The 25,974-nt window shown below is 63.7% G+C and carries 22 protein-coding genes; 11 read left to right on the forward strand and 11 right to left on the reverse strand.

The genetic code is table 11. From position 1 onward, the window contains the following. Positions 1–20 precede the first annotated feature (20 nt). From NCR39_RS10620 to NCR39_RS10635, 4 genes are all read right to left on the reverse strand, one after another. The gene (locus tag NCR39_RS10620; protein WP_250452155.1) at positions 21–908 is read right to left on the reverse strand and encodes a glycosyltransferase family 2 protein; all 888 of its coding nucleotides are present in this window, start codon (positions 906–908) and stop codon (positions 21–23) included. Positions 909–946: 38 nt separating this feature from the next. Beyond that, positions 947–1,846 (reverse strand): glycosyltransferase family 2 protein, encoded by a 900-nt coding sequence (locus NCR39_RS10625; protein WP_250452156.1) that lies wholly within the window; start codon positions 1,844–1,846, stop codon positions 947–949. A gap of 77 nt (positions 1,847–1,923) precedes the next feature. Next, positions 1,924–4,161, reverse strand: a complete 2,238-nt coding sequence (locus NCR39_RS10630; RefSeq protein WP_250452157.1) for a polysaccharide biosynthesis tyrosine autokinase — start codon at positions 4,159–4,161, stop codon at positions 1,924–1,926. 72 nt (positions 4,162–4,233) lie between these two features. Continuing rightward, on the reverse strand, positions 4,234–5,529 hold the full coding sequence (locus NCR39_RS10635; protein WP_284507173.1) for a DUF1972 domain-containing protein: 1,296 nt from the start codon (positions 5,527–5,529) through the stop codon (positions 4,234–4,236). Between the two features lie 236 nt (positions 5,530–5,765). Between NCR39_RS10635 and NCR39_RS10640 the strand changes: the two genes are divergently transcribed. Together NCR39_RS10640 and NCR39_RS10645 are read left to right on the forward strand one after the other, a co-directional pair. Beyond that, entirely contained in the window at positions 5,766–6,836 is a 1,071-nt protein-coding gene (locus tag NCR39_RS10640) for a GNAT family N-acetyltransferase (RefSeq protein ID WP_250452159.1), read from the forward strand. 161 nt (positions 6,837–6,997) lie between these two features. After that, the gene (locus tag NCR39_RS10645; protein WP_250452160.1) at positions 6,998–7,168 is read left to right on the forward strand and encodes a hypothetical protein; all 171 of its coding nucleotides are present in this window, start codon (positions 6,998–7,000) and stop codon (positions 7,166–7,168) included. Positions 7,169–7,175: 7 nt separating this feature from the next. Here NCR39_RS10645 and NCR39_RS10650 read toward each other — a convergent pair whose 3' ends face one another. Continuing rightward, the gene (locus NCR39_RS10650; RefSeq protein ID WP_250452161.1) at positions 7,176–8,207 is read right to left on the reverse strand and encodes a helix-turn-helix domain-containing protein; all 1,032 of its coding nucleotides are present in this window, start codon (positions 8,205–8,207) and stop codon (positions 7,176–7,178) included. Between the two features lie 39 nt (positions 8,208–8,246). Continuing rightward, positions 8,247–9,365 carry a GNAT family N-acetyltransferase gene (locus tag NCR39_RS10655; protein ID WP_250452162.1) on the reverse strand — a complete coding sequence of 373 codons (1,119 nt, stop codon included), beginning with the start codon at positions 9,363–9,365 and terminating at the stop codon, positions 8,247–8,249. Positions 9,366–10,406: 1,041 nt separating this feature from the next. On the opposite strand from NCR39_RS10655, the gene NCR39_RS10660 reads away from it, so the two are divergent. Further along, entirely contained in the window at positions 10,407–10,718 is a 312-nt protein-coding gene (locus tag NCR39_RS10660) for a DUF4148 domain-containing protein (protein WP_250452163.1), read from the forward strand. A gap of 222 nt (positions 10,719–10,940) precedes the next feature. Continuing rightward, positions 10,941–11,714 (forward strand): DUF2242 domain-containing protein, encoded by a 774-nt coding sequence (locus NCR39_RS10665; RefSeq protein WP_250452164.1) that lies wholly within the window; start codon positions 10,941–10,943, stop codon positions 11,712–11,714. Between the two features lie 84 nt (positions 11,715–11,798). Here NCR39_RS10665 and NCR39_RS10670 read toward each other — a convergent pair whose 3' ends face one another. Continuing rightward, positions 11,799–12,173, reverse strand: coding sequence for a BON domain-containing protein (locus NCR39_RS10670; RefSeq protein ID WP_250452165.1), 375 nt, complete (start codon positions 12,171–12,173; stop codon positions 11,799–11,801). Positions 12,174–12,740: 567 nt separating this feature from the next. Here NCR39_RS10670 and NCR39_RS10675 point away from each other — a divergent pair. From NCR39_RS10675 to NCR39_RS10690, 4 genes are all read left to right on the forward strand, one after another. Continuing rightward, positions 12,741–14,231, forward strand: coding sequence for a TAXI family TRAP transporter solute-binding subunit (locus NCR39_RS10675; protein ID WP_250452166.1), 1,491 nt, complete (start codon positions 12,741–12,743; stop codon positions 14,229–14,231). A 194-nt stretch (positions 14,232–14,425) separates the two neighbouring features. Beyond that, positions 14,426–15,106: a 2-hydroxychromene-2-carboxylate isomerase gene (locus NCR39_RS10680; protein WP_250452167.1), complete on the forward strand. Its 681-nt coding sequence runs from the start codon at positions 14,426–14,428 to the stop codon at positions 15,104–15,106. 164 nt (positions 15,107–15,270) lie between these two features. Further along, on the forward strand, positions 15,271–16,239 hold the full coding sequence (locus NCR39_RS10685) for a LysR family transcriptional regulator (RefSeq protein WP_250452168.1): 969 nt from the start codon (positions 15,271–15,273) through the stop codon (positions 16,237–16,239). A gap of 17 nt (positions 16,240–16,256) precedes the next feature. Beyond that, positions 16,257–17,174, forward strand: coding sequence for an AraC family transcriptional regulator (locus tag NCR39_RS10690; protein ID WP_250452169.1), 918 nt, complete (start codon positions 16,257–16,259; stop codon positions 17,172–17,174). Between the two features lie 9 nt (positions 17,175–17,183). Here the strand turns inward: NCR39_RS10690 and xdhC are convergent, their stop codons facing one another. The 3 genes from xdhC to xdhA are packed head-to-tail and all read right to left on the reverse strand — an operon-like array spanning position 17,184 to position 21,568. Then, positions 17,184–17,681: a xanthine dehydrogenase accessory protein XdhC gene (gene xdhC / locus NCR39_RS10695; RefSeq protein WP_250452170.1), complete on the reverse strand. Its 498-nt coding sequence runs from the start codon at positions 17,679–17,681 to the stop codon at positions 17,184–17,186. Further along, positions 17,678–20,041: a xanthine dehydrogenase molybdopterin binding subunit gene (gene xdhB, locus NCR39_RS10700; protein WP_250452171.1), complete on the reverse strand. Its 2,364-nt coding sequence runs from the start codon at positions 20,039–20,041 to the stop codon at positions 17,678–17,680. The genes xdhC and xdhB overlap by 4 nt, the downstream gene beginning before the upstream one ends. Positions 20,042–20,053: 12 nt before the next feature. Continuing rightward, positions 20,054–21,568 (reverse strand): xanthine dehydrogenase small subunit, encoded by a 1,515-nt coding sequence (gene xdhA / locus NCR39_RS10705; protein ID WP_250452172.1) that lies wholly within the window; start codon positions 21,566–21,568, stop codon positions 20,054–20,056. A gap of 341 nt (positions 21,569–21,909) precedes the next feature. On the opposite strand from xdhA, the gene NCR39_RS10710 reads away from it, so the two are divergent. Beyond that, entirely contained in the window at positions 21,910–23,127 is a 1,218-nt protein-coding gene (locus NCR39_RS10710) for an MFS transporter (protein WP_040051097.1), read from the forward strand. Between the two features lie 23 nt (positions 23,128–23,150). On the opposite strand, the gene NCR39_RS10715 is transcribed toward NCR39_RS10710, so the two are convergent. Further along, on the reverse strand, positions 23,151–23,456 hold the full coding sequence (locus NCR39_RS10715) for an addiction module antidote protein (protein ID WP_250452173.1): 306 nt from the start codon (positions 23,454–23,456) through the stop codon (positions 23,151–23,153). Between the two features lie 114 nt (positions 23,457–23,570). Here NCR39_RS10715 and NCR39_RS10720 point away from each other — a divergent pair, with 114 nt between their 5' ends. Both NCR39_RS10720 and mdtD read left to right on the forward strand, forming a co-directional pair. Further along, positions 23,571–24,317 carry a GntR family transcriptional regulator gene (locus NCR39_RS10720; RefSeq protein WP_250452174.1) on the forward strand — a complete coding sequence of 249 codons (747 nt, stop codon included), beginning with the start codon at positions 23,571–23,573 and terminating at the stop codon, positions 24,315–24,317. Between the two features lie 15 nt (positions 24,318–24,332). After that, on the forward strand, positions 24,333–25,766 hold the full coding sequence (gene mdtD, locus NCR39_RS10725) for a multidrug transporter subunit MdtD (RefSeq protein WP_250452175.1): 1,434 nt from the start codon (positions 24,333–24,335) through the stop codon (positions 25,764–25,766). Positions 25,767–25,974 lie beyond the last annotated feature (208 nt).

The raw sequence follows: 25,974 nt of genomic DNA on the forward strand, positions 1-25,974 counted from the left end.
ATATGGCGTTATCTTCCCCATCATCTCCCCGGCCGCAAGATGAAGGTCGTGGCGATCTTCCGCATGAGTTTCTTAGGATAGCAAACTGATGAGAGTCCCGCCCAAAGACATTTCGATATCACCGATCGCGATGCGAGATAGTTTCGGTAAGACTTGATGAACCAGTAGTAGGTCACCACGCGCCAGCGCGGCGTGTAGACGCCGAAGATGGTGTCGCGAAGCGCGTAGGTCTTCGCGATAGTCGAAAACTTGAGGCTGTTCGATGCGCTCTTTTCGTGTATCCGATAGCGGATCAGCGGCTCGGGCACGTTGCCGAATCGCGCGCCGAGTTTGAGAAAGCGCGCGAAGATGTCGTAGTCTTCGGCCGGCACGTTTTCCTGAATGTAGGGAAGGCGCTTGAAGAAGGTCGTGCGGCCGATCACGGTGGCGTGAAGCACGCCGTTCTCGCCCTTCAGAATGGTCCTTTCGATCTCACCGTGCGTTCCAGGGAAATTCGTCTGGCAGATGACGACGTTGGTCGAGTCGTGGAACATGATCGCGTTGCTGCCGACCACGTCGAGTTCGTGCCGGGTGATGTAGCCGTACTGGCGTTCGATGCGTTCGGGGTGAAGCACATCGTCCGGATCCATGCGCATGACGAACGTCGCGGACGCATTCGCGATGCCCACGTTCAGTGCATTGGCGAAGCCCACGTTGGCCGGCAGCGCGATGATCTTCATGTTCGGCAGGGCATCGGTTGCCTTGCGCGCGAGGCTCAGCGAATCATCCTTCGAGCCGTCGTCGACGAAGATGATTTCTCGCGGCAGGCACGTCGAGTTTCGCACCGAGTTGAAAAAGTCCTCGAGATAGCGGCCATTGTTGTAATTGGCCACGACGAGGCTCACATCCACCATCTTGTTGGTCCGCATTCGCCACTCCTTAACCGTCTTCATCTTCGGTCAGCGGCCTACACGTTCTTGCGCGCCGCCATCTTCATCGTGTTGCGAACGCGAATTCTTCGGGTGCGTTCGCGCAGCCAGTCGCAATCCGGCGCGGTGGCGTTGATGCTTTTCGCCAGAACGCCCGTGCTGAGAAAATACTCGAGCGCTTTCTTCACGCCTGAATCCGAGGGCCAGAGAAACTTCCTGAGTGTCTCGCTCTCTATCGGACAACCGTGCCGTTCGAGCATTTCGCTCGCTATCCGCACATGCGCGTCGCGTTGACGTTCGGTGCGCCAGGTGTCCGCGCGGTCGTGATGCGTGCGGTATCGCAGCAGCGGAAGCGAGATATTGGCGAACTCGCCGTGCGTGGCGAGTTCGGTCCACAACCTGTAGTCCTCGACGAACTTGTCGTCGGCCCTGTATTGCAGACTTCGCTGCTGAATGACTTGCGCGCGCATCATCACCGTCGGGTGCGCGAAGCAGCTCTCGATCATCAGCAAGGCCTTGCATTCCTCGTCGGTGGCCGGCGTCGATACGTACTGAAGCGAGCGCCCGAATTTGACGATGTCCGTTCCACACGCAACCAGACGCGGCTCCGCTTCCATGCGTTCGAGCTGAATCGAAAAACGCATGGGATGCGCGACATCGTCCGCGTCCATTCGCGCGAGATACATTCCATTCGCGTGGCTGATGCCGAGGTTCAGCGCGGCGACGATCCCCGCCTTCTCCTGAGACAGAAGCTGCACGCGCGGATCATCCTGGCTGATCCGCGTGGCGATGGCATGCGTCCGGTCGTCCGATCCGTCGTTGATGATCAACAACTCGAAGTTTCGGTATCGCTGCTGCAGGATCGACCGGATTGCCTCCTCGATGAACGCCTCACCGTTATGCACCGGCATCAGCACGGAAATCCTGGGTTGTGACATGTCTCGTTGTAGACGAAGGTGAACCTGTGACCGCGAAAACTGCTCCGTTTTTCGACCGCCATTCGACGTCGGACGCGCTATTCGATGAGCCGGGGCGGCTCGGGATACGGGTGCGGCGTGTAGCGATAGGAGCCGTAGGTCGAACCGAATCCGTAGCGGCCGAGATTCGGATTCGCGCCGTTGAAGATCACGCCGGCCGGAATCACGCCGTTCTGCGAGAGCCGCTTCACGCACTCGGTCATATCGCCCGCCTTCGTGACGCCCGCCTGCGCAACGATGAACACGGTGCCCGTCGACGAAGCGAGCACGGTCGCATCGGTGGCGGTCAGGATGGGCGCGGAATCCATCAGCACCACGTCGTACTTGAGGGACAAGTCGTTGATCAACTCCTGCACCTTCTTCCGTGCAAGCAGTTCCGACGGGTTGTGCGGAAGCGCGCCCCTCGCGATGAAGTCGAGTTCCGGGCCGACTCTGCGAATCACGGTCGCGAGACTCGCCTCGCCCGTGATCAATTCGGTAAAGCCCGCGTTGGCCTGTGCGCCGAAGCAGAGATGCAGATGCCCGTCGCGAAGATCGCAGTCGATGAGCAAAACGCGCTTGCCTGTCGTGGCGAGCAGCGCCGCGAGATTGGCCGACACGAACGACTTGCCGACTCCCGGCGTCGGGCCCGTCACCATCACCACGGCGTTCTTCGCCTGATCGAGTGCGAACTGCAAGGCCGTGCGCAAGCCTCGCAAGCTCTCGATCGAAGGATCATGCGGCGCTTCGTACGCCAGCAGCTTGCACGGTCGCTTCGTGCCGCGACGCGAGAACGACGCCTGAATCTTGCTGAACGGCACGGTCGAGAACACGCTGAGGCCAATGCTCTTCTCGATTTGCGACGGAGAACTGAAACCGCCGAACAGCACGCTGCGCGCATAGGCCGCCACCGTGGCCGCGATGAGCCCGAAGAGCAGCGTGGCCGCGAGCACGAGCGACTTCTTCGGCTTGACGCCTTTCTCCGGCAGGTCCGGCGTATCCACGAGCCGCACGTTGCCCACCTTGCCGGCTTTCACGAGCATGAGTTGCTGGGAATTGGTCAGAAGCGACGTATAGAGATCCGTATTCACCTTCACGTCGAGCATCACTCTCGCCAGTTCCTGCTGCAGCCCGGGCAGCCGCTTCATCCTGTCCTCGAACGCGTCAGCCTGCTTTTGTAACGTGGCGATCTGCTGGTCGACTGCGAGCACATCCTTGGAACTGCCGCTAAAGCGCGAGGACAACTCCTGCTTCTTCTGAATGAACTGAATCAGCCGCGCCTTCGTTTCAGAAGACTGCGTGAGCATGACGCGAGCTTCCATGTCCAGATCGAACATGCCGTTCTCGTCGCGGAATCGCGTGAGCCGCTCCTGGGATGCGCGCAGTTGCTGCTTCAGCACGGGCAGTTGCGTATCGAGGAATCTGAGCGATTGCGCCGCTTCCTCGGCTTTTCTATCCACGTTCTGCCTGACATATTCCTTGCCGATCTGCGTCATCAGATCGCGCAGATAGACGTTGTCCTTGCCCTGCAGCGTGGCGATGACCACGCCGGATTGCTTGATCTTTTCCTGAATGTTCAGGCTCGACTGAATGTCCTCGATCGTCGCCGAGCGCGAGCGGCGTGTCAGCGAAAACGCCGCGCCGGGCTTGCCGGCGAGCGAATCGACGGTCAGGCGGATATCGCCGTTCTTGACGCGAAACACTTCCTTATGCCCGATGCGCCCTTCCACGCCCGCTTCGACTCCGGGTCCGGTCAGCTCGTAGCGCTCACCGGGCAGAACGGTCAGCGTGAAAGTCTTTTCCTCGCTTCGCGCGGGTACGTCGAAGGACGAAACCTTGATCGACTCCGTGCCCCACGTGTAGCCGCCGTGCCCGAACAGACCGGGGTTCGACAAGTCCGACGCGTCCTTCGCGACGAGCCTTCCGATGATCGGCACACGCTTGGGCGCGGTGACGATATAGGCGCGCACCGCATCCACCGCGCGCGACACGACGAGGCGCGAGCCGAGTATCTGCGCTTCGGCCGGCGCGGTGGATTTCACATCGAATAGCGCCGATACATCCGCAATCGTGCTTCGGCTCGACGCGATCTCAGGACTGTCCTCGACCTGCAGCATGATGTCGGCCTGATACACCGGCGGCGCGAGAAAGGCATACAGCACGCCCGCCAGCACACAGACGATCGTGACGAGCATCATCATTCGACGCTGCTCGATCAGGATGTCGATGAGCCGCACGAATCCGTATTCGTCGGATTCTTCCGTTCGGTCCAGCGCGGGTGATTTGCCGTGATTCATCGTGTTCGTTCCGGATTGCCGTGACTATCTGATGCGTTGCAAGAGCCTGTCCTTCATGCGCCTTTCAGCCGCTCAGTGCCGGCCAGATATTTCGGTATCCTTGAAGATTGCATCGACCTCGACGCTGGAAAGGTGAGCACGTGCCTCCGTCGCGGGAAGCGCGCTGGCTTTCGCGGCGGCGGCGGGTTTGAGCAGCATGCCGAGCGGAGCCGGTTCGACTGCCGGCGGTACCGGGAAAACGTTCGGCTTCTTCTCGTCGGCGAGATTGCGTTCGAGCAGCGCTTCGTACTGTGCGAGCACGCTGTCCCATCGGAATGCGCTGTCGAACCGGCGGCCGCTTGCCTCGCGCATCGCCCGCACGGTCGGTGGATCGGCGAGCAGCGCGGAGATGTGCAGATCGCATTCGGACTCGTTGGCGAAGAAGCGCGCGTCGGGACCGGCGACCCAGCGGTTGAACTGATTGTCGTGCGCGATGACCGCGGAACTCGCGCCGAGCGATTCGACCAGCGACGGATTCGTGCCGCCGACCTGATGCCCGTGCAGATAGAAAAGCGCGTGATAGCGCAGCGCCTTCACCGTGTGCTGGTCATAGATCGCGCCCGGAAACAGGACTTCGGGACCGGCCGCGTCCATCACTTCGCGGTGGTACGCATTGCCGGCCGGATCGTATTTGCCGAGCACGACGAGCTTCGCGCCGCGCGGCCGGCGCGAGAACGCAGTCACAATTTCGGCGATGGAATTCTCCGGCTCCGGACGCGCGATCACGAGCGCATAGCGGACCTGCCCGAGGCCGAGTTCGCGCGGCACCGTGCAGCCCGATCCTTCAATCCGGTCCGCACCATAGGGGATCATGGTGATCTTCCGGTTCTTCACGCGCGTCGCGAGATGCATCGCAATCGACGGATGATCGGCGATGAGATGATTCCCCGTCCAGCAGCCGATGCGCTCGTTCATGTACAGCCACGTCCGCTCGTACCAGCGCCATTTGGTACGACGCCATTCGAGCCCATCCATGTTGATGAGGTTCTTGACGCCGTGAGCACGAAGGTAAGTGCAAAAGACCGCCGTGTTGTAGCCCAGCGTGAGAACGAGCGGCGTCTCGCGTTTGGCCGCGATCTGCACCGCTTTCCAGTCGAATTCAACTGTGCCGAATGCGCCGTCGCGCTTGACCGGCACGAAGATGCGCTTGACGCCGCACCAGGTGTCTTCGACCACCTGCGTGCCGCCGACCTGACCCTGGCAATAGACCGTGACGATCCATCCTCGCTTGGTCAGGTAGAGCGCGAGCCGCTCGGCGAATGTCTCGAATCCGCCGTGCTGCGCCGGGATGCCCCGCGTCCCCATGATTGACAGCTGCTTTTCTGACATGTTGATCGACCCGGTCGTTGGGATTCTCGCCACTGCGGCATATAAGCCTCAAGGCTAGGGCGGGTCGTGTGGCGAATTCCGTCACTGTCGTGATCGAATCCGACAACGTTGATGGCCGCCGACTTCGACCGCGCCTCCGCATCACGGCTTGGCGTTTTTGAGCCCGCCTTTGACGGAAAGGAATAGATAGTTTTCCCTAGCATCGTGTTGGTCGACGCGAGAGGAAAAGGACTGCCATGAAGATTGAAAAGATTCCCATGTCCGCGGTTCCGGCTCCGTTGAAACCGCATTCCGTGAAGCACTCGGCGGATCAGGCGCTCGACCCGCTGCATCTTCATCAGCCGAACAAAGGTCTGACCGAACGATCCCTCTTTCACGAACCATGGTGGCTCGACGCCACGACGGATAACAACTGGCAGGCGGCCATCGTGAAGACGGGCAACGAGACCATTGCAGAGATGCCTTACTCGGTCACGAAGAAGAGCCGTCTGTGGCGCGTGTCGTATCTGCCGCCGCTCACGCGAACGCTCGGCCCCGTCATTCGCTCGCAAGCGGCGGACGCAGGCGGCCCCGAATGGGTGCATCGCCTCGATGTCACGCGACAACTGATCGCCCAGTTACCCGAGTGCGCGCACTTTCATCAGCTTGCCGATCCATGCGCGTCCGACGCCGAAGCCGCCGCGTTCAGGCTCGCGGGCTTCGACGTGTCCGTGCAGTTCACGCTCAGGCTGTCGCCGGGCGCGGACGAGCAAGCCGCGTGGAGCAGGCTCAGATGGAACACGCGAAACCGCATTCGACGTTCGTCCGAGCGTTTCGTCGTACGCGAAATAGAAAGTGTCGATGCCTTCGTCGATTTCTACGATGCGAACCTCTCCACGCGCCGCCTCGAAAACGAATACGGCTCCGAGGTCATGCGTCGCGTGCTGCGGGAAGTATCGGCCCGTCGTGTGGGCACGATCATCGGTTCGTTCGATCACGACGGCTCGCTGTGCGCCGCGACCGCGCTCGTCTGGGACCGCTTCAACGTCTACTACCTTCTGACGACGCGGCAGGCCACGTCGCATAGCGGCGCAGTCGCGCTGCTCGTCTGGGAAGCGATGAAAATTGCGCGCGACAAGAAGCTGGACCTGGACTTCGACGGCACGTCGACCGCGGGCATTCTTCAGTTTCTGGCGGGCTTCGGCGGACAACTGATTCACCGATACCAGTTCGAGAAAATACGGGCCGACTTCGCCATTTGCCGCGGCATACGAAGCCGTTCGCGCGAGCGCGCGAAGCGACGAAGCGAGGCGGGCAAGTCGGCCTAATTTAACGGGACGATCGCGAACGATCGTTAGGTTTCCGTACTATTGTGTTCATCTATCGACCGGCCAGTCAGGACGGTCATGCCAAGGGCGATTGACTCAAAATGACAGAGACCTTGATCGAGCGCGTACAGGAATTGATCGACCGCGCAAACAAACTCCGCATGAAATCCGTCGCCATACCGGTGAGCGAGCTTGAAGAACTGTTGCGCCGATGCGAAGCCGATCGCCCCGTGCACGCAGCGAAGGGACGCCTCAACGCGGAGCAGGACCACGCGCCGGACAAGCCCGCGAAGCGCCCCTATACGCTATGGCCGTTACGGACAGACCGATAACGAGACATCAGGTGCACGAATGCAAGGCGCCGCGGTATCGGGAATCGGCGGGTCGAACGAACACGCGGTGACCGCCGGCATTGCGCGAGCGATATTCCGTGGGCGTGGTCGAGAGATGCTTCTTGAACAGTTTCGCGAGCTGCCCGCCACTGCCGATACCGCAGCGGCGCGCAATCTTGTCGACGGGCAGTTGCGATTCGATCAGCATCCGGCAACTCAACTCGAGTCGCGCCCGCTGCAAATAGTCCGATGGCGTCACGCCGATTTCGGCCTTGAAGCGACGCAGGAAATTCCGCTCGCTCATGGCGGCGACTTCGGCGGCCAGTTCGATGGAGATGGGACGCTCGGCATTGGCCTGAAGCCAGCGCGCCGACGCCATGATCTTGTCGCTGACGGGATGCGGCAATGCCGCGTCGAAGGAGATATCGGCGTCGGCGTCGTCCGTATCCGGCGCGAGCGCGCGCGCGAGCCGTTCCAGCATTCCGTCGCGCGGATTCTCCTTGGGCGTCCGCAACGCGGCGCGGACTGCATGCGCGCTGTGCGCCTGATCGTGCCGATGAATGTGATGCACATTGGGCGCATCGGCATGCGGCTCGTCGTATCGCGCGGCGAGTCCGACGGCGTCCAGAATGAGCTGGCCCTCGGAGATCGGGCACACGATCGTGCTGACCGCGTGGCGCTGGCGCACCCATGCGGACAGCCGTTCGTCGCACGCCGCGCGCTCGGCGCCTGCACCGCCCGCGATGAACAGCAGAATCGTCGGACTGGACGCGCGCTGGGCCGCGGCGTTCTCGGTGCAGACATGCACCGCCGACGAACTGACGACCGATCCGCCGGATGCGGACAGCAGCGACACGTTGTAAAGCGGCGCGCCGCCCGACGGCGTTCGCGCGGCTGCGTTGGCGCGATGAAAAACTTCGATGACCGCCGCCACGCCCGGTAGCGAGAATCCGTCGAACAGGACGATTTCGACGTCGACGCTTGCGCTGCGTAGCGACGTCGATTCTTCTTTGCACCACTGACTTTGAGTTGAGTTCATATCTTTCTCCAGGCAAGGATGCATGTCGTGCAAATCGCGCTACGTGTTTTCCTGGCGCACCGGCATGGACGGCCGGCGGCTTGCGCGCACCTCGCGCATGGCATGAACGACGCGTCCCCATGCCGAATGGGCAATTTCGAGGCTCGACACGGCCGCAACGTTTCCCTTGCTCCAGTAGGGCTTGAAACGTTCGTCGCCCACGCCGAGATCGAAATCCTGCTTGCGTTCCAGCGCCCACTTCACCCACGCTTCGACCGAGATCGCGCCGGGCATGAGCTTGGCGTGTCGCGGATCGAAGCTGTTCATCACGCCCAGCATGTTGCCCTTGCCCATGCCGACGAGACTCACCGCGATGGGCGCGTCGTTCATTTTGAGCACGAGGATGCGGGCGCACGCGTCTTCATCGCCCTCGCCCGGCTGATTGGCGAGCGCGATCAGAAAATCCCGGTACGCGCGCGAATAGAGCCACGTGCCCTTCTTGTCAGCACGCTCCGCCCACCCGCGCTTGTTCGCCAGCATCCAGTCGATCATGCGCGCGTTCTCTTCCGTGTCCTCGGGGCCGAGCATTGTCGCTTCGACCTTTCCCTTCTTTTCGATGCGCCGGCGCAGCGCGCCCGGCTTCCATCCCGACATCGTGCCGAGCGAAGCCGCGAAGCTCTCCCAGTTCGCTTCGCGCGACAGGCGCGCGACCGCATACGAATCGGCCGTGTTTCTTATTAGCCCGTCATGCTCGACGGCGAGCCGATACAGATGACTCGCGCAGTCGAGATAAGGCAGCACGATGAGATCGGCCGCGCATTGTTTTTGCGCCGCGAGCCAGATGGACTTCGTCAGTTGAACTGAGGCATAGTCGGGGTCGACCAGCACGGTCGTATAGTCCGCCGAATCCGGGCCCAGCGGCTGCAACACGGTCCAGAGACGGTGACGCGAACGAACCAGCGGCCACACGGCGATGAGCCGCCGATCGCGGCGCACCGTGATAAGACGAAGCGATTTTCCCGCCGGCATTGCGACACGATCCCACGCCAGCCAGCAGACGATAAACGATTCGTGATGCTTGCCCTGCGCGCGAATCCAAAGCTCATGCCATTGCTCGCGCAACGCATGAAAGCCCTCAGATGTGTTGATAACATCAATTTTGTCGAGAGGCTCGTACATTCGCAGTCCTATATGTCAGGTTGTAGAAACGTTTCATAGGACATAGGCACAACGTCCATCGACAGCGCTTGCCGTTGCTTCTCGTTGCTGATCGCCGCTTGTCGTCGCAGCGAGCCTTCTCGCGGCGAAGGGCCTAACGCGACGATATTGCGACGTCAAAGAGATAATGAAAGGGAAAACCCTTTCTTTACTCGGTCAGTGCAGTTTCATTACGTGCGTCTTTTTTCACAGGACCGCAAAGTCGCATTCCATGCCGTGATGCTGGGGAAAACGATAACATCGCTCGCTAATTGGCGTTTCCAACTCGCCAATAGTCCATCACCGCCCGAGTTCGAATGCGGTATGGCGGCGGATGTCACGGCCTGCTTTTCGTTTAACGCGGGATTACCCGGCGCCAAAACCGTCGAGGTCTTGGCGCGGTATTCTTAGCAGAAAGAAAGCTAATAGTAATCTGAAGTATTCGGCGAGATATTCTGCTTGCGGCGCCGTATCGTCCCACAAATTGCAGAAAAACCTTGCTGTCTGCAATGTGTCCGATACTGCATGTTAGGCGAACCTAAGAACTGTGTGTCAGCGCACACAGTTTGGGTTTGAATAAACACATGCCGAAAAAATTGCCATCTTCTGACGAACTTGGGACGCAATTTCGTCAAATCTATCTGATGATAACACTGGCGATAATTCAGACGATACGGAGCGGCTTTTCTAAATTGGGAAACTCGATACGGACTGCGACCAGTAGTCGAAGCGCACCTTTCCGGTGCTGATCGCCGATTTAATGGGAGTACATGGTTACATGCATGGAGGCGGCGCGATATTCCATGGTCGGCAGATGCCGTTGGCGATTTACCGGGGCGGCGTGGTCGGTGGCCGCAACGGCGCCACGCTCGAAAGCCGATCCATTGATGTCAATCCCACAATTTTGATTTCGTCGTATTAGGGTTTTTACTAGGTCCCGACGCGCCTACACTGCCTCTCAACGACGAAGCAGTGCCAAACCCGCTGCGACGTTCCCCGAATCGGGTTGCGGAGATTTTCATCATGTTCAAGTCGATCGTTCCTGCCATCGTCATCGCATCTGCTTTGGCTGTTCCGGCTTTCGCCCAGGCGCAAGACAATGGCGCCCTCACCCGCGCCGACGTCAAGGCGCAACTGGTTCAACTCGAACGCGCCGGCTACAACCCGGCCGGCGATCAGACGACTTACCCGGCCAACATCCAGGCCGCGCAAGCTCGCGTTCAAGCGCAGCAAGGCGTCGCGGCGACGTCGTTCGGTGGCGCGACCGAAGGCACATCGGCATCCGGCGGCGTGCAACGCGCCGCCGTCAACGCGGTCGATTACAGCCGCCCGTAACATCGCCAAGCGGCTTGCCGCTCGCCAGGCCCGGCTCGCAAGCCGGGCTTTTCGGCGTCCGGAAACGTCGCACAAAACACCGAACTACGCGCCTTTCAGCCGGTCATATCACTGTAAGCCACGGATTTCACAACGATTTCGGATTTCGCTTTTTCCACCGACGAGTCCGACGGCACTACAATTTGTGTCTGCCGTGTCACACATCTCGTTCTCGCCGCCGCCATGCCCATCTCGTCGTTGCGCCTTGCTGTCGTTTCCCTCGGTCTACTTGCTCTCGCCGCTTGCGGAGGCCGTGCCGCCACCACTCCGACCTATCAGCAGGAGCTTTTCAATTCCGGCACGAGCCCGTTCGCGCACAATTTCGACGCCACCGTCAACGCAACCTGCGAAGCCGCGCGCCGCGCGCTGCTGTCGCAAGGCTTCCTCACGACAATGGCCCAGCCCGATACCGTCGATGCCACCAAGAATTTCCAGCCGACCGCCGACACGCACGTCGTCGTGTCGTTCCACGTCGTCTGCACGCCGGGCGAGAACACGGCGAATCAGAGCATCGCGTATGTAAACGCCGTGCAGGACGGCTATACGCTGAAGAAAAGCGATACGTCGGCGAGCGTCGGCCTGAGCGTGCTCGGCTCGCTTTCGCTGCCGATCCGCTCGAACAGCGACGCGATGGTCAAGATTTCGAGCGAAACCGTGCCGGCCGGCAAATTCTATGACCGCTTCTTCAATCTGATGGGCCACTATCTGCGGACGGTGCCGCGCAGTTCGCCCGTTGCCGCCGATGAAATCGAGAGCAAGCCGCTCGCGCCGTCGCTGATCGTGACGTCGCCGGAGCTGACGCCGACGCCGATCGTCGTGCAGGCGCCCGCCGCCGCCGCGACGGCCATTCAGGCGCCGGAAGCCGCAGCCGAGACGAAGCGGCAGGCGCAGGCTGCGGCGGCATCGGACCCGGTGGCGGCATCGGCGGCGGAGCCTGCGTCGGCCGTCGTGCACTGAAAGTCAGGCAAGCACAAACGACAACGGGCCCCGGCAAGAAACCGGAGCCCGTTCGACGTCAAAGCGGTCCGCTCGACCGTTCGATCACTTCCCGCCGTTCTGCGCGCTCAGCGTGAGCTTGTTCGATACCGACTTCACGCCCGACACGCCCTTCGCCACTTCTTCCGCCTGCGCGATTTGCGCGCCTTCCGGCACCGTGCCGGTCAGCGTCACCGCGCCGCCGCGTGCACGGACGAAGACATTCGACACGTCGAAGCCTTGCGCCTTCGACAGCGCGCGGCGCACGGCATAACCGAGCGAGCGATCGCTTTTCTTGGTCGCCGATTTCTGCGCCTTGGTCGGCGCAGCGGATTCGGTGCTGGTGGTGGCCGCCGCATCGCTCGACTGGGCATAGGCGCTCGACGCCACCGTCACGCAGACCACGACGCCCAGAGCCTTCAACAGATCGACTGCTTTCATGGTTTCTCCTTTTGTTTCGCTTGTTGACTTCGCACAGTGCTGCTTCGCTCGTTTGCACATCAAACCGGACCGCATCGCGCGATCGTGGCCGCGCGAATCGTCGATGAGCGTCGATGAGAACGACTGACGATTGCGCGGCGAAGAAGCCCGCGATGCCGTGATGCCGTGATGCCGTGCTGCGAGAGGCTGGCGAACGAAACAAACCCGGCCGATCGATTGGGCTCGATGGCCCTCGGCTCGTCTATGGATACCTGCCGCACGGCGCACGCTCGATGCGCGATGACGCGCCAGGCTTTGCGGCGCACGCCCTGAAAGCCCAACTATCGGGCTGCGGACAGAAGTTTTCTTATCGTACGGCGGCGAACGTCAATTTAGCCCAGCGCGGCCATTAGCGCAAAACATTTAACGACGCGCGCGCCTTCGCTGCAACGGCTCGCAACAGTGCGATGAACGCGTCCATACGCGTGTCACACTCATCGGCTGGCGCCGCGCCGCCGCGATCGGCAGACCGCCCGCGCCGCGCCTTCGGTTAAGCTCTCGGGCAGGAATCCGACTCGACGCATCGACATGACCCAGCCTGAAGCGGATACCGAATCCGCACACTCCGACGCGAAGTCCAAAACGCGGCGCCGTCCGCAACCGAAGATCGTCGCGCGCTTCGTGGCGATTTCCTGGCGCGATTTCGCGATGACTTTCGGCCCGATCGTGCTCGTGGCCATCGTCGCGCTGTATTTCGCCGTGCGCCTGATCCAGCCCGCGCCGCCGAATTCGCTGACCATCGCCGCCGGTCCCAAGGGCAGCTCGTTCTGGAACAGCGCGCAGAAGTACAAGACGATCCTCGCGCGCAATCGCGTGACGCTCAACGTGATCGAAACGCAAGGCTCGTTCGACAACCTCGCGCGCCTCTCCGATCCGAAATCCGGCGTGGATGTCGGCTTCGTGCAGGGCGGCATGACCAAGCCGGGCGCGACGCCCGACAATCTCGAATCGCTCGGCAGCGTGGCGTATGTGCCGCTCGCGGTGTTCTATCGCGGCGCACCCGTATCGAGATTGTCGGAGCTGAAAGGCAGGCGGCTCGCGATCGGCGCGGAAGGCAGCGGCACGCGCGCGCTCGCGCTGACGCTTCTGAAGGCGAACCACATCGAGCCGGGCGGCGACACGCCTCTTCTGCCGCTCGCCGGCGACGCAGCCGCGAAGGCGCTCGAAGACGGCCAGATCGACGCGGTTTTCCTGACCGGCGACTCCGCGCAGCCGCCGACGATGGCCAAGCTCGTGCGCACGCCCGGCATCCGCTTCATGGATTTCGCCCAGGCCGATGCCTACGCGCGCCGCTTTCCGTATCTGACCGAAATCGAGCTGCCGATGGGCGCGTTCGATCTCGCCACGAACCTGCCGCCGCGCCCGGTGCACATGATCGCGCCGACCGCCGAACTGATCGCGCGCGACAGCCTGCATCCCGCGCTGTCGGATCTGCTCGTCGAGGCCGCGCGCGAAGTCCACAGCCGCGCGAACCTGCTGCAGCGGGCGAACGAATTTCCCGCGCCGCTCGCCCACGAATTCCGGATCAGCGACAACGCCGAGCGTTATTACAAGTCGGGCAAGAGTTTCCTGTACCGCACGCTGCCGTTCTGGCTCGCGAGTCTCGCGGATCGCGTGCTCGTCGTGCTGGTGCCGCTGATCGTCGTGCTGATTCCCGGCTTGCGGCTCGTGCCGGGGCTGTATCGGTGGCGCGTGAAGTCGCGCATCTATCGCTGGTATGGCGCGCTGATTGCGATCGAACGTGAAACCATCAGCGGCCCCGACACCGCGCAGCGCGACGCCCTGCTCGACCGCATCGACGGGATCGAATCGGCGGTGAATCGCATGAAGATGCCGCTCGCGTTCGCCGATCAGTTCTACGTGCTGCGCGAGCACATCGGCTTCGTGCGCGAGCGGCTGGCGAACGCCGCCGTCGCGCCGGGCGATGCCGATGTCGATGTCGCGCGCCGCCGAACGGTGGCATCGGCTGCATCGGCGCAGGCGTCGTCGCGTGCAGACACGGAGCAAGGCAGCACGTAATATCTAACGAATCGATCGTGGATAGCGGGAAGCGCGCGCGAAGCGATCGAGAGGACACGCGGCGCTTTTTGGCCGCGAAGAATGCAGGACACGACGCCCGCGCCTGACGAAGACCGGCAAAAGCTCGCGACACCCGCACCATCCAGCGACGAGCGACGAGGCCACGCCAGGCGCCAAAAGCAAGGAGAAACGACATGAGTGCCCCGCATTCGACCGCTGACGGTCGACCGTACTTTTTCTTCGATTTCATCTCGCCGTTCTCCTACCTGCTCCTCGAGCAGCACGAGAAGTGGCCCGACATGCCGTTCGAATTCGTGCCGGTGCAATTGCTGAAGCTGCTCGACCGCTGGAAGCAGCCGCACGCCGCGACGATTCCCTCGAAGCGCGTCTTCACGTATCGCCACGCGCTCTTTCGCGCCGAACAGCTCGGCATTCCGTTTCGCATGCCGCCCGCGCATCCGTTCGATCCGGTGAAGGCGCTGCGCCTCGCCGTGCTCGCGAACGGCGACATCACGTGCGTGCGCGACATCTTCCGCTTCATCTGGCGCGAAGGGCGCGATCCGTCGACGCCCGAGGGCTTTCGCGCGCTGTGCGAGCGCGTCGGCATGCCGGAGGCGGAATTGCGCATCGACGATGAAGACCTGAAAGCGAAGCTGCGCGACAACAACGAGCGCGCCGTGCAGATGGGCGTGTTCGGCGTGCCGACGTTCATCGTCAACGATCAGATTTTCTGGGGCGAAGACACGCTGCCGATGGTGCTGTACGTGGCGCGCTCGCCGAACTGGCTCGAAGCCGCCGAGGTGAAGCGCATCAGCAATCTGCCGATGGCGCCGAAGGAAGCGGACTTCGGCAACGCGGCGGAAATCGGCGCCTGAGCGCACGCGGCGCGATCTCGGCGCAATCGCACGAGATTGCCGATGCCGTGCATAGGGCTTGCGCTATGGCGTCAATAATCGGAACGCGGTTAACTTCGGGTGCGGCGTGGCGCGCGTGATGAAGCGGCGCGCCGCCGCGCCCTTCGTTTTTTCGTCCCAGGCCCATGAACGATCCCGCCGATTCCCTCGACATCTGGCTCATTCGCGTGTTGCGCACGCTGCTTCTGGAGCGCAGCGTCACGCAGACCGCGCAGCGGCTGAATCAGACGCAGCCGGCGATCAGCACCGCGCTGCGCCGCCTGCGTGAAATCCTGGGCGATCCCATTCTCGTGCGCGGCAAGCAGGGCATGGTGCCGACCGAATACGGCGAGACGCTGCTCGCGCCCGCACAGCGCGCGTTGCGCGAGGTGGAGTTCGTCGCGACGCCGCACGGCGATTTCGACGCCGCCAGTTCCCGCCGCACGTTTCGCGTCGCCGCACCCGATTATCTGAACGATTTCTTCATGCCGACGCTCGTCGCCGCTTTCCGCGATGCCGCGCCGAATGCGCGGCTGGAGATCGAATCGCTCAATCCGATGCGCGATCACGAGCGCGCGCTCGACGAAGGCGAGATCGATCTGATGTTCGCGAACTGGACGAAGCCCGAGCCGCGCTTCGAGCGCCACGATCTGTTCACGGATGTCTTCGTGTGCCTGATGCGCGCGAATCACCCGCTCGCGCGCGAGCCGCTGACCGTCGAGCGTTACGCGCGCGCCGCCCATCTCGCGCCGACGCCGTATAGCGGCGCGAAGCGTCATCCGATCGATATCGGTCTTGCGCGCGCGGGCGTGCGGCGCCGCATCGTCACGACGATTCCGTACTTCGGGCTCGTGCCGCAGGTGCTGTTGCAGTCGGACCTGATCTTCACCGCGCCGCGCCGCTTCGCGCAGCATTACGCGGCGATGCTGCCGCTCGCGGTGCTCGATTCGCCAGTGCCGTTTCCGCGCATCAAGTGCTATCAGCTTTCGCTGCCGCAGCCGGACGAATCGACGGATGTCGCGTGGTTGCGCGCGTTGATCGCGAGCGTGTCGGATTCGCTGACGCGCAAGAAAGCCGTCGCCGCCGAAGAACTGGCGGGCGCGGTGTCGAAATAGCGCTTGGGGCTTCGGACATGGACGCGCTCGACCGCTTGATCCAGCTCGCGCATCTTTCCGGCGCGCTCGATTTGCGCTGCCTGCTTGCCGGCCCGCTCGAACTCGATCACGCGAAAGCGCCGGCGGGCGAAGCGATCTATCACGTCGTTCTGGACGGCGCGTGCGAGGTCGTGCGCCACGGACATCCGCCGATCGCGCTGAATGCGGGCGATATTCTCTTCTTGCCTCGCGGCGATCCGCACGTGCTTTCCATCGCGGCGGGCGCGGCATCGAAAGCCAGTGCGATGCAGGCGCGCGACAACGGCGCGGTCATCGTGCGAAGCAACTGCGGCGAGGAAGCGCCCGCGCTGGACCTGCTATGCGGCCGGTTCCTTCACGCGCCGCGCGCGTTGCTGATCGATGTGTTGCCCGATGTCGTGCACGTATCGTTCACGCGCGCGTCCGCGCCTTATCTCGCGCCGCTCGTCGCCGCCATGCGACGCGAAGCGGAGGAAGCGCAGCTTGGCGCGCCGTCGATCGTCGCGGCGTTATCGACCGCGCTTTTCACGATGCTTTTGCGCGCCTGGCTCGCCGAGCAGCCGACGCTCGCGGGCGTGCTCGGCTTGCTGGCGAACCGGCGGCTCGGCGCGGCCGTGATCGCGATGCTCGAACGCCCCGCCGAACCGTGGACGCTCGAACTGCTCGCGAAGGAAGCGGCGATGTCGCGCGCCACGTTCATGCGCGCATTCTCGGCGCACTCGGACAGTTCGCCCGCCGCGCTGCTGAGCCACGTGCGGATGCAGCTCGCCGGCACGATGCTCACGCATACGACGAAGAGCATCGCGGATATCGCGGCGGAAGTCGGGTATCAGTCGGAAGCCGCTTTTTCGAAGCGGTTCAAGGAGATTCACGGCGTCGCGCCCGGCGGGTTCCGGGCGCGCAATGGGATCGCTTGAAGGAGGCGTTCACGCCGTAACGAACGCCCTCGTCGAAGAGAATCGCCCCGTCGTTTCCCGCACGCGCAACAGTTCCGCCGCAACGGCCAGCGCGATGGAAGGCGGCGCCTTATCGACGATTCCTTCGACGCCGATCGGACACGTCATCTCGCGCAAACGCTCCGCCGCCAAACCACGTTCGACTAATCTGCGCTCGAACTTCACCCGCTTCGTCGCCGATCCGATCAGCCCGAAATACGCGAAGTCGTCGCGCCGCATGATCCGCTGCGTGAGCGCGAAGTCGAGCGAATGATCGTGCGTCATCACGATGAAATACGCCCCGGCGGGCGCTTCATCGACGATGACGTCCGGCGTGTCCGTCGCTTCGATCTGCACGTTGGCCGGGACTTCGTCGGGGAAGAGTTCGTCGCGCGCATCAACCCACTGGACGACGCACGGCAGCATCCCGAGCACCTTCGCGAGCGCGTGGCCGACGTGGCCCGCGCCGAACAACACGACGTGCATCATGAGCGCGCGCTCCTCACCGCGTTGACGGCGCGCAGAATTTCCTCGGCCGTCGCCGGCGCGTTCAGCGGCGGATTCACCTTGTGATCGCCGACCGCCGAGACCGCATCGCGGATCGCGAAGAACACCGAGAACGGCAGCAGAAGCGGCGGCTCGCCGACGGCCTTCGAGCGATGAATGCTGTCCTCCGCGTTGCGATTCTTGAAGAGCGACACGCGGAAGTCGGCGGGCATGTCGTTCACGGTCGGAATCTTGTACGTCGACGGCGCGTGCGTCATCAGCTTGCCGTTGTCGTTCCACCAGAGTTCCTCGGTCGTGAGCCAGCCCATGCCCTGCACGAACGCGCCTTCCACTTGTCCGATGTCGAGCGCCGGATTCAGCGACGCGCCCACGTCATGCAACGCATCCGCGCGCAGCACGCGCATTTCGCCGGTGAGCGTGTCGATGACCACTTCGGACACCGCCGCGCCGTACGAGTAGTAGTAGAACGGGCGGCCCTGCATCGACGCCTGATCCCAGTAGAGCTTGGGCGTCGCGTAAAAGCCGTCGGACCACAACTGCACGCGCGCGAGATATGCCTTCGCGACGACTTCGCCGAACGGAATCGCGTCGTCGCCGACGATCACGCGATCGTTCGCGAAGCGCACGTCCGCCGCCGTCACCGCGCCCGCGCCGAACTTGTCCGCCGCGAACGACGCGAGGCGCTCGCGCAACTGGCGCGCGGCGTCCTGCGCGGCCTTGCCGTTGAGGTCCGTTCCCGTCGATGCCGCCGTCGCCGACGTATTCGCCACCTTGCTCGTATCGGTCGCGGTCACGCGCACGCGTCCGAAGTCGATGCCAAGTTCGTGCGCCACGACCTGCGCGACCTTCGTGTTCAGGCCCTGCCCCATCTCCGTGCCGCCGTGGTTCACGAGGATCGAGCCATCGGTATAGATGTGCACCAGCGCGCCGGCCTGATTGAAGTGCGTGACGTTGAACGCGATGCCGAACTTCACCGGCGTGAGCGCCAAACCCTTCTTCAGAATCTCGTTGTTCGCGTTGAACTCGCGCACGGCTTCGCGGCGGCGGCGATAGTCGCTCGTCGCGGCCAGCTCGCCGAGCAACTCGTGCAGCACGTTGTCCTCGACCGTCTGCCCATACGGCGTTCGGTTGTTCTCCGTCTTGCCGTAGAGGTTGGCCAGGCGCACATCGAGCGAATCGCGGCCCACGGATCGCGCGATGTTGTCCATGATGTACTCGATGCCGAACGCGCCCTGCGGCCCGCCGAAGCCGCGAAACGCGGTGTTCGACTGCGTGTTGGTCTTGCCGCAATAGCCTTCGATCGCCACGTCGGACAGCCAGTACGCGTTGTCGAAGTGACAGACGGCGCGCGTCATCACCGGGCCGGAAAGGTCGGCGGAAAAGCCGCAGCGCGACGTCATGTCGACGGCGACGCCTTCGATCACGCCGTCATCGTCGTAGCCGACTTCGAAGTCGTACACGAAGTCGTGGCGCTTGCCGGTGATCATCATGTCGTCGTCGCGATCGGGGCGCAGCTTGACCGGGCACAAGAGCTTCCACGCCGCCAGCGACGCGCAGCACGCGAACATCCCCGATTGAGATTCCTTGCCGCCGAAGCCGCCGCCCATGCGCCGGCATTCGACGAGCACGTTATGCGACTGCACGCCGAGCACGTGCGCGACGAGATGCTGCATCTCGGTCGGATGCTGCGTCGAGCAGTACACGTGCATGCCGTCGTCGTCCTTCGGCACGGCGTACGCGATCTGGCCTTCGAGATAGAACTGTTCCTGGCCGCCGAGCTTCATCGCGCCGCGTTCGTGATGCGCGGCCTTCGACATGCGGCCCGCCGCGTCGCCGCGCGAGAGCTTCAGCGGATTGAGCACGTACGATTGCGCGCGCCGCGCGTCCTCGGCGGTGAGCACGGCGGGCAAGTCTTCGAACGCGATGTCCGCGCGACGCGCCGCGAGCCGCGCCGTATCGTGCGACGTCGCGACGACGATGAACATCGGCTGGCCGACGTACTGCACGACGCCGGGCGCGAGAATCGGATCGTCGTGGATGATTGGGCCGCAGTCGTTGACGCCGGGAATGTCGTCGGCGGTGAAGACGGCGACGACGCCGGGCGTCGCGCGCACGGCATCGAGATTCATCGAGACGATCTTCGCGTGCGCCTTCGGGCTGAGACCGAGCGCGGCGTGCAGCGTGCCCGCGACGAGCGGGATGTCGTCCGTATAGCTTGCGCGCCCGCTCACATGCAGATGCGCCGATTCATGCGGACGCGAAACGTGGACCTGCTTGAAATCGTCGGCGGCTTCGGCGGCGGATTGCGCTTCGGCGAGAAAGGCTTCGGCTTGCTGATTCATTTGTCTGTGTCCTCACTTCACTTCGACGAGTTCGATCGCGCGCACATCCAGCTTCGATTTCGCGACGGGATTATGCGGACGTGTCTCCAGCCAGAAGCGATACAGCAGGCTCTTCGCCGTATCCAGCCGATACGCGCTCGACGCGCGCATGTCGGTGAGCGGCGCGTAGTCGTCGGCGAGCGCGCGCATCGCGGCTTGCGCGGTCGCTTCGTGCCATTGCGCATCGGCGAGCACGGCTTCGGTGCGCGCGGCGCGCTTAGGCGTCGCCGCCATGCCGCCGAACGCGACGCGCGGCTCGCGGATCACGTCGCCATCCGCGATATATGCGAACGCGGCGCACACGGCGGAGATATCGGAGTCGAAGCGCTTCGAGAGCTTGTACGTGCGAAAGCGCAGATTCGCGCGCGTGCCGGCGCGCGTCGGCACGCGGATCGCGGCGACGAATTCGTGCTCCGCCATGTCCTTCCTCTGATACGCGAGGTACAAATCTTCGAGCGGCATCTCGCGCGTTCCGTCGATGCTCGCCAGCACCACGCGTGCGTTCAGCGCGATGAGGCCGGGCATCGAATCGCCGATGGGCGAGCCGTTCGCGACGTTGCCGCCGATCGTGCCCGCGTTGCGGATCGGCAATGACGCGAAGCGCAGCCACATTTCCTCGAGTTCGGGATACGTCTTGAACAACTCGGCATACGCGCGCTCGACCGTCACGCCCGCGCCGATTTCGATCCACTCGTCCGTGGTCTCGACGCGCTTCATCGCCTCGATCTGGCCGATGTAGATGACGTCGCCGAGATCGCGCAACTGCTTCGTCACCCACAAGCCGACGTCCGTGCTGCCCGCGAGCAGGCGCGCGCCCGGCTTCTGCGCCTTGAGTTGCGCGAGGGCTTCGACGGTGCGCGGCGCGTCGAACGCGCGGCCGGCGTGCTCGTAGTGGAACGTGTCGCCGCGCTTCATCGTATCGAGCGTGCGCGCGAGCGATTCGGCATTGAGCGGCGCGAGCGGCGCGTGATCGAACATGCGCTCGGCGGCATCGATGATCGGCCGATACCCCGTGCAGCGGCACAGATTGCCCGTGAGCGCATCGCTGATTTCCTGGCGCGACGGCACGCTCTTGTGCGCGCAATTCGCGCTCGCGTGACCGTGCTTTTCGTAGAGCGCGAACATCGACATGGCGAAGCCCGGCGTGCAGAAGCCGCACTGCGAACCGTGACAATCGACGAGCGCCTGCTGCACCGGATGCAGCGAGCCGTCCGGCTGGCGCAGATCTTCGACGGTGAAGAGCGCGCGGCCATCGAGCGTCGGCAGGAACTGCACGCACGCGTTGACCGCCTTGAACGCGACGCCGCCCGCGCCGTCCGGCTCCCCGACGACGACCGTGCACGCGCCGCAATCGCCTTCGGCGCAGCCTTCCTTGGTGCCGGTGCAGCGCGCGTCTTCGCGCAGGTATTGCAGGACGGTGCGCGTGGTGGACGCGCCGCTGACTTCGCGAATGGCGTTGCGATGGTAGAAACGGATGGGCTCGCTCATGGAATCGTGTCTCGCGGGGCTTTGATGCTTCTTGCTGGTTGCGCGGGGTGCGCAGCCGGTGGCGGTGAGGATCGGCGGCATCATTTTCAGATTAGTCCGACCGCCTCGATGGTTCGAAAGCTATCACTGCCAATATCCGTGACCCATAGCCGACATTGCATGTACGACATATTCGTGTCGCGATAAGTCCGCGAAGCCTTATCCGGCAAGGCTCGCGCGGATACCGCACGATCGTCCGCGAACGCGATTTGGTCTATCCGGTTACAAAACGCCCGCGACGTTGCGCCGCAACATATGGGAGAATCACGGCTTCCCGCCGAGTTCAACCCCGCACTTTCCCTATGTCCACCGAGTCCCGCACCGCCGCGCCGCAAAGCGATCTGGCCGTCACCTTACGCATCGTGTCGGTCGTGCTGTACACGTTCCTGTGCTACCTGACGATCGGCATTCCGCTCGCGGTGCTGCCGGGCTTCGTGCACACGGATCTCGGCTATGGCTCGGTGATGGCGGGCGCCGCGATCAGCGTGCAGTACTTCGCGACGCTGCTTTCGCGTCCGCTCGCGGGCCGCACCGCCGACACGCTCGGGCCGAAGAAGACCGTGCTCTACGGGCTGGCCGCGTGCGCGGCGAGCGGCGTGCTGCTGCTGGGATCGGCGCTCGCGGCGCAATGGCATGCGGTGAGCCTCGCGCTGCTGGTCGTCGCGCGGCTCGTGCTGGGCTTCGGCGAAAGCTGGGTCGGGACGGGATCGATCACGTGGGGCATCGGGCGCGTGGGCGTCGCGCATAACGCGAAGGTGATTTCGTGGAACGGCATCGCGACTTACGGCGCGCTGGCGATCGGTGCGCCGCTCGGCGTCGCGGTCGATCATTCGCTGGGCTTCGGCGCGCTTGCGCTGATCGTGATTGCGCTGGGCGCGATCGGCTACTGGCTCGCGACGCGCATGGCGAGCGTGCCCGTGGTCCACGGCGAGCGGATGTCGTATCGCAGCGTGTTCTTCCGCGTGCTGCCGTATGGTTTCGGGTTGGCGCTCGGATCGGCGGGCTTCGGGTCGATCGCGACGTTCATCACGCTTTTCTACGCGGCGCATAACTGGCCGAACGCCGCGCTTTCGCTGACCGTGTTCGGCACGACGTTCGTCGGCGCGCGCCTGCTGTTCGCGAACACGATCAAGACGTACGGCGGATTCCGCGTGGCGATCGTGTCGTTCGCGCTCGAATGCGCCGGTTTGTTGATGCTGTGGCTTTCGGCGGAACCGACGTTCGCGCTCGCGGGCGCGGCGCTGACCGGCTGCGGCTTCGCGCTGGTGTTTCCGGCGCTCGGCGTCGAGGCGGTCGGACTCGTGCCGCCCGCGAGCCGGGGCGCGGCGCTGTCGGCGTATTCCGTGTTCCTGGATTTGTCGCTCGGATTGACCGGGCCGCTCGCGGGATATGTCGCGGGCGAGTTCGGGTATGGATCGGTGTTCCTGTTCGCGGCGGTCGCGGCGGCGATGGCCGTGGCGTTGTCGGTCGCGCTTTATATGCGGGCGGGGCGCGGGGTTGGCGGGGCGGCGACGGCGTGAGGCCGCGCGCGTTCCGACTGTCGCTAGGAGCCGGCTTTCGAGCCGTGCAGTCGAAGCCCGAGCGCTTTGACGACTTTCAGGATCGTGCCGAAGCTCGGGTTCCCGTCTTCGGACAACGCTTTATAAAGCCCTTCGCGGCTGATGCCGCTGTCGCGCGCAACTTGCGCCATGCCGCGCGCCCGGGCGATCACACCGAGCGCATGCGCGATGAAAGCGGGATCGTCAGCGCCTTCCTGAAGGCACGCGTCGAAGTACTCGGCGATGTCGTCGTCGGTTCGCAGGTGTTCGGCGGAATCCCAGAGGCGGGTCGTGGGCTGAGTGACTGTCATCGTTCGTTCGAGGCTCACCGTGATGTCGGCGCGGCATGCAGAGTAAGCGTCGGCACTCCCCTTCGTCTCCACGCTTTGTCTTAAAATCGCCGCTTAGCCCACAGCGTCCGATTTATGAACTCGACCTCGGAAGACCGCTGGCGCGACTTGCGCCCGGACCCGGACAGCGATACGCCGCTTTATCTCCAACTCGCCCGCAAGCTCACCGACGCCATCCACGACAATCGCTGGAACGCCGGCGAAGCGTTGCCCTCGGAACGCGTGTTGTCCGAAGCGCTCGGCGTATCGCGGATCACGTCGAGAAAAGCCATCGCGCTGCTCGTCGAACAAGGGCTCATTCGACGCGAGCAAGGCGCCGGCAGCTTCATCCGGCCGCGCTACGAAGACCCGCTCTCGCGGCTCTCCAGCTTCTCCGAAATGCTCCGGCGACGCGGCTTCCAGCCCAGTTCCAAATGGCTCTCGCGCACTATCGAGCCGGCCAATCGCGAAGAAGTCATCCAGCTCGGTCTATCGCCCGCCGCGGCCGTCACGCGCCTGAAACGCCTGCGCCTCGCCGACGACACCGTGATGGCCGTCGAGGATTCCACCTTCCCCGCCTCGCTCATCCCGGATCCGCTTTCCATCGGCGATTCGCTCTACAGCTATCTCGATGCGCGCGGCCTCTCCATCGTCCGCGCGCTCCAGCATTTCCGCGCGGTGAACGCGAGCCCGGAGATTGCTGAGCAGATGGGCATCGCGCCGCACGACGCGCTGCTGCTCATCACGCGCGTGGGCTATACCGCCGATCAGCGCGCGATCGAGCTGACCGATACCTACTGTCGCAACGACTACTACGACTTCGTCGCCGAACTGCGCAAATAACGACGTCGCCCGCCCATGACCGATACCGCCGCAGCCCAGCCGTCCGACCGATCGCTTTCCATCATGCTGTGGCTCGTGGCCACGGGCTTCTTCATGCAGACGCTCGATTCCACGATCGTCAACACCGCTTTGCCCGCCATGGCGCGAAGCCTCGGCGAAGCGCCGCTGCGCATGCAGGGCGTCGTGATCGCCTACTCGCTCACGATGGCGATGATGATTCCCGTCTCCGGCTGGCTCGCGGACAAGCTCGGCACGAAGCGCGTGTTCTTCAGCGCGATCCTCGTGTTCACCGTCGGCTCGCTGTTGTGCGCGAAGGCGCAGTCGCTGCAGGCGCTCGTCGCGTATCGCGTGGTGCAGGGCGTCGGCGGCGCGATGCTGCTGCCCGTCGGACGGCTCGCCGTGCTGCGCGTGTTTCCGGCGGAGCGCTATCTGTCCGCGCTCGCGTTCGTCGCGATTCCGGGGCTGATCGGACCGCTCATCGGACCGACGCTCGGCGGCTGGCTCGTGCAGATCGCGTCGTGGCACTGGATCTTTCTGATCAACGTGCCGGTGGGCGTGATCGGCTGCATCGCGACGAATCTGTACATGCCCGACAGCCGCAATCCCGCGACACCGCGCTTCGATCTCGCGGGCTATCTGCTGCTCGCCATCGGCATGGTCGCGCTGACGATTTCGCTCGACGGCCTCGCCGATCTCGGCTTGCAGCACGCCATCGTGCTCGTGCTGCTTATTCTCAGCTTCGGCTGCTTCGTCGCGTACGGCCTGCACGCGACGCGCGCCGCGCAACCCCTCTTCCCGCTCGATCTGTTCAAGATCCACACGTTCAGCGTCGGCTTGCTCGGCAATCTGTTCGCGCGCATCGGCAGCGGCGCGATGCCTTATCTGATTCCGCTGCTGCTGCAAGTGAGCCTCGGCTACAGCGCGTTCGAAGCCGGCATGATGATGCTGCCCGTCGCCGCCGCCGGCATGGCGAGCAAGCGGCTCGTGACGCGGCTGATCGAGCGCTTCGGCTATCGGCCGGTGCTCGTGGTGAACACCGTGCTCGTCGGCCTGATGATGGCGAGCTTTTCGCTGACGAGCGCGCATCAGCCGCTCTGGCTGCGCCTCGTGCAGCTCGCCGCGTTCGGCTCCGTCAATTCGATGCAGTTCACCGCGATGAACACGCTCACGCTGAAAGACCTGGGCACGGGCGGCGCAAGCAGCGGCAACAGCCTGTTCTCGCTCGTGCAGATGCTCTCGATGAGCCTCGGCGTGACGGTCGCCGGCGCGATTCTCTCGACTTTCACCGGACTTCTGCCGCGCGTGACGGAGACGAACTCGCTGCCTGCGTTCCACGCGACGTTTCTCTGCGTGGGCGTGATCACGGCGGCGACGGCGTGGATTTTCGGGCAACTCGCGCCGGAAGTGCGCGGCGCGGCGCGAAAGCCGGATCCGCAGGAATCGAACTGAAGGATGCGCGGGCGATTCGCCATCCCGAAGTGCGCGCCGCACCGCCCCGGTGCGCCCGGCACCGCGACGCGACGTTCTCGCGATGCGTCGTTTCGCTGGCATCGCCAATGCACACACGAATGCCGCGCAACGTCCGGCCGACATTCGATTCGCACGCTTTTTGCTCGAACGATCGAACGCCCGATCTTGTAAACTGGCGATATCTCAA

The sequence above is a fragment of the Caballeronia sp. ATUFL_M2_KS44 genome (assembly GCF_023630965.1).
GTDB lineage: Bacteria > Pseudomonadota > Gammaproteobacteria > Burkholderiales > Burkholderiaceae > Caballeronia > Caballeronia concitans.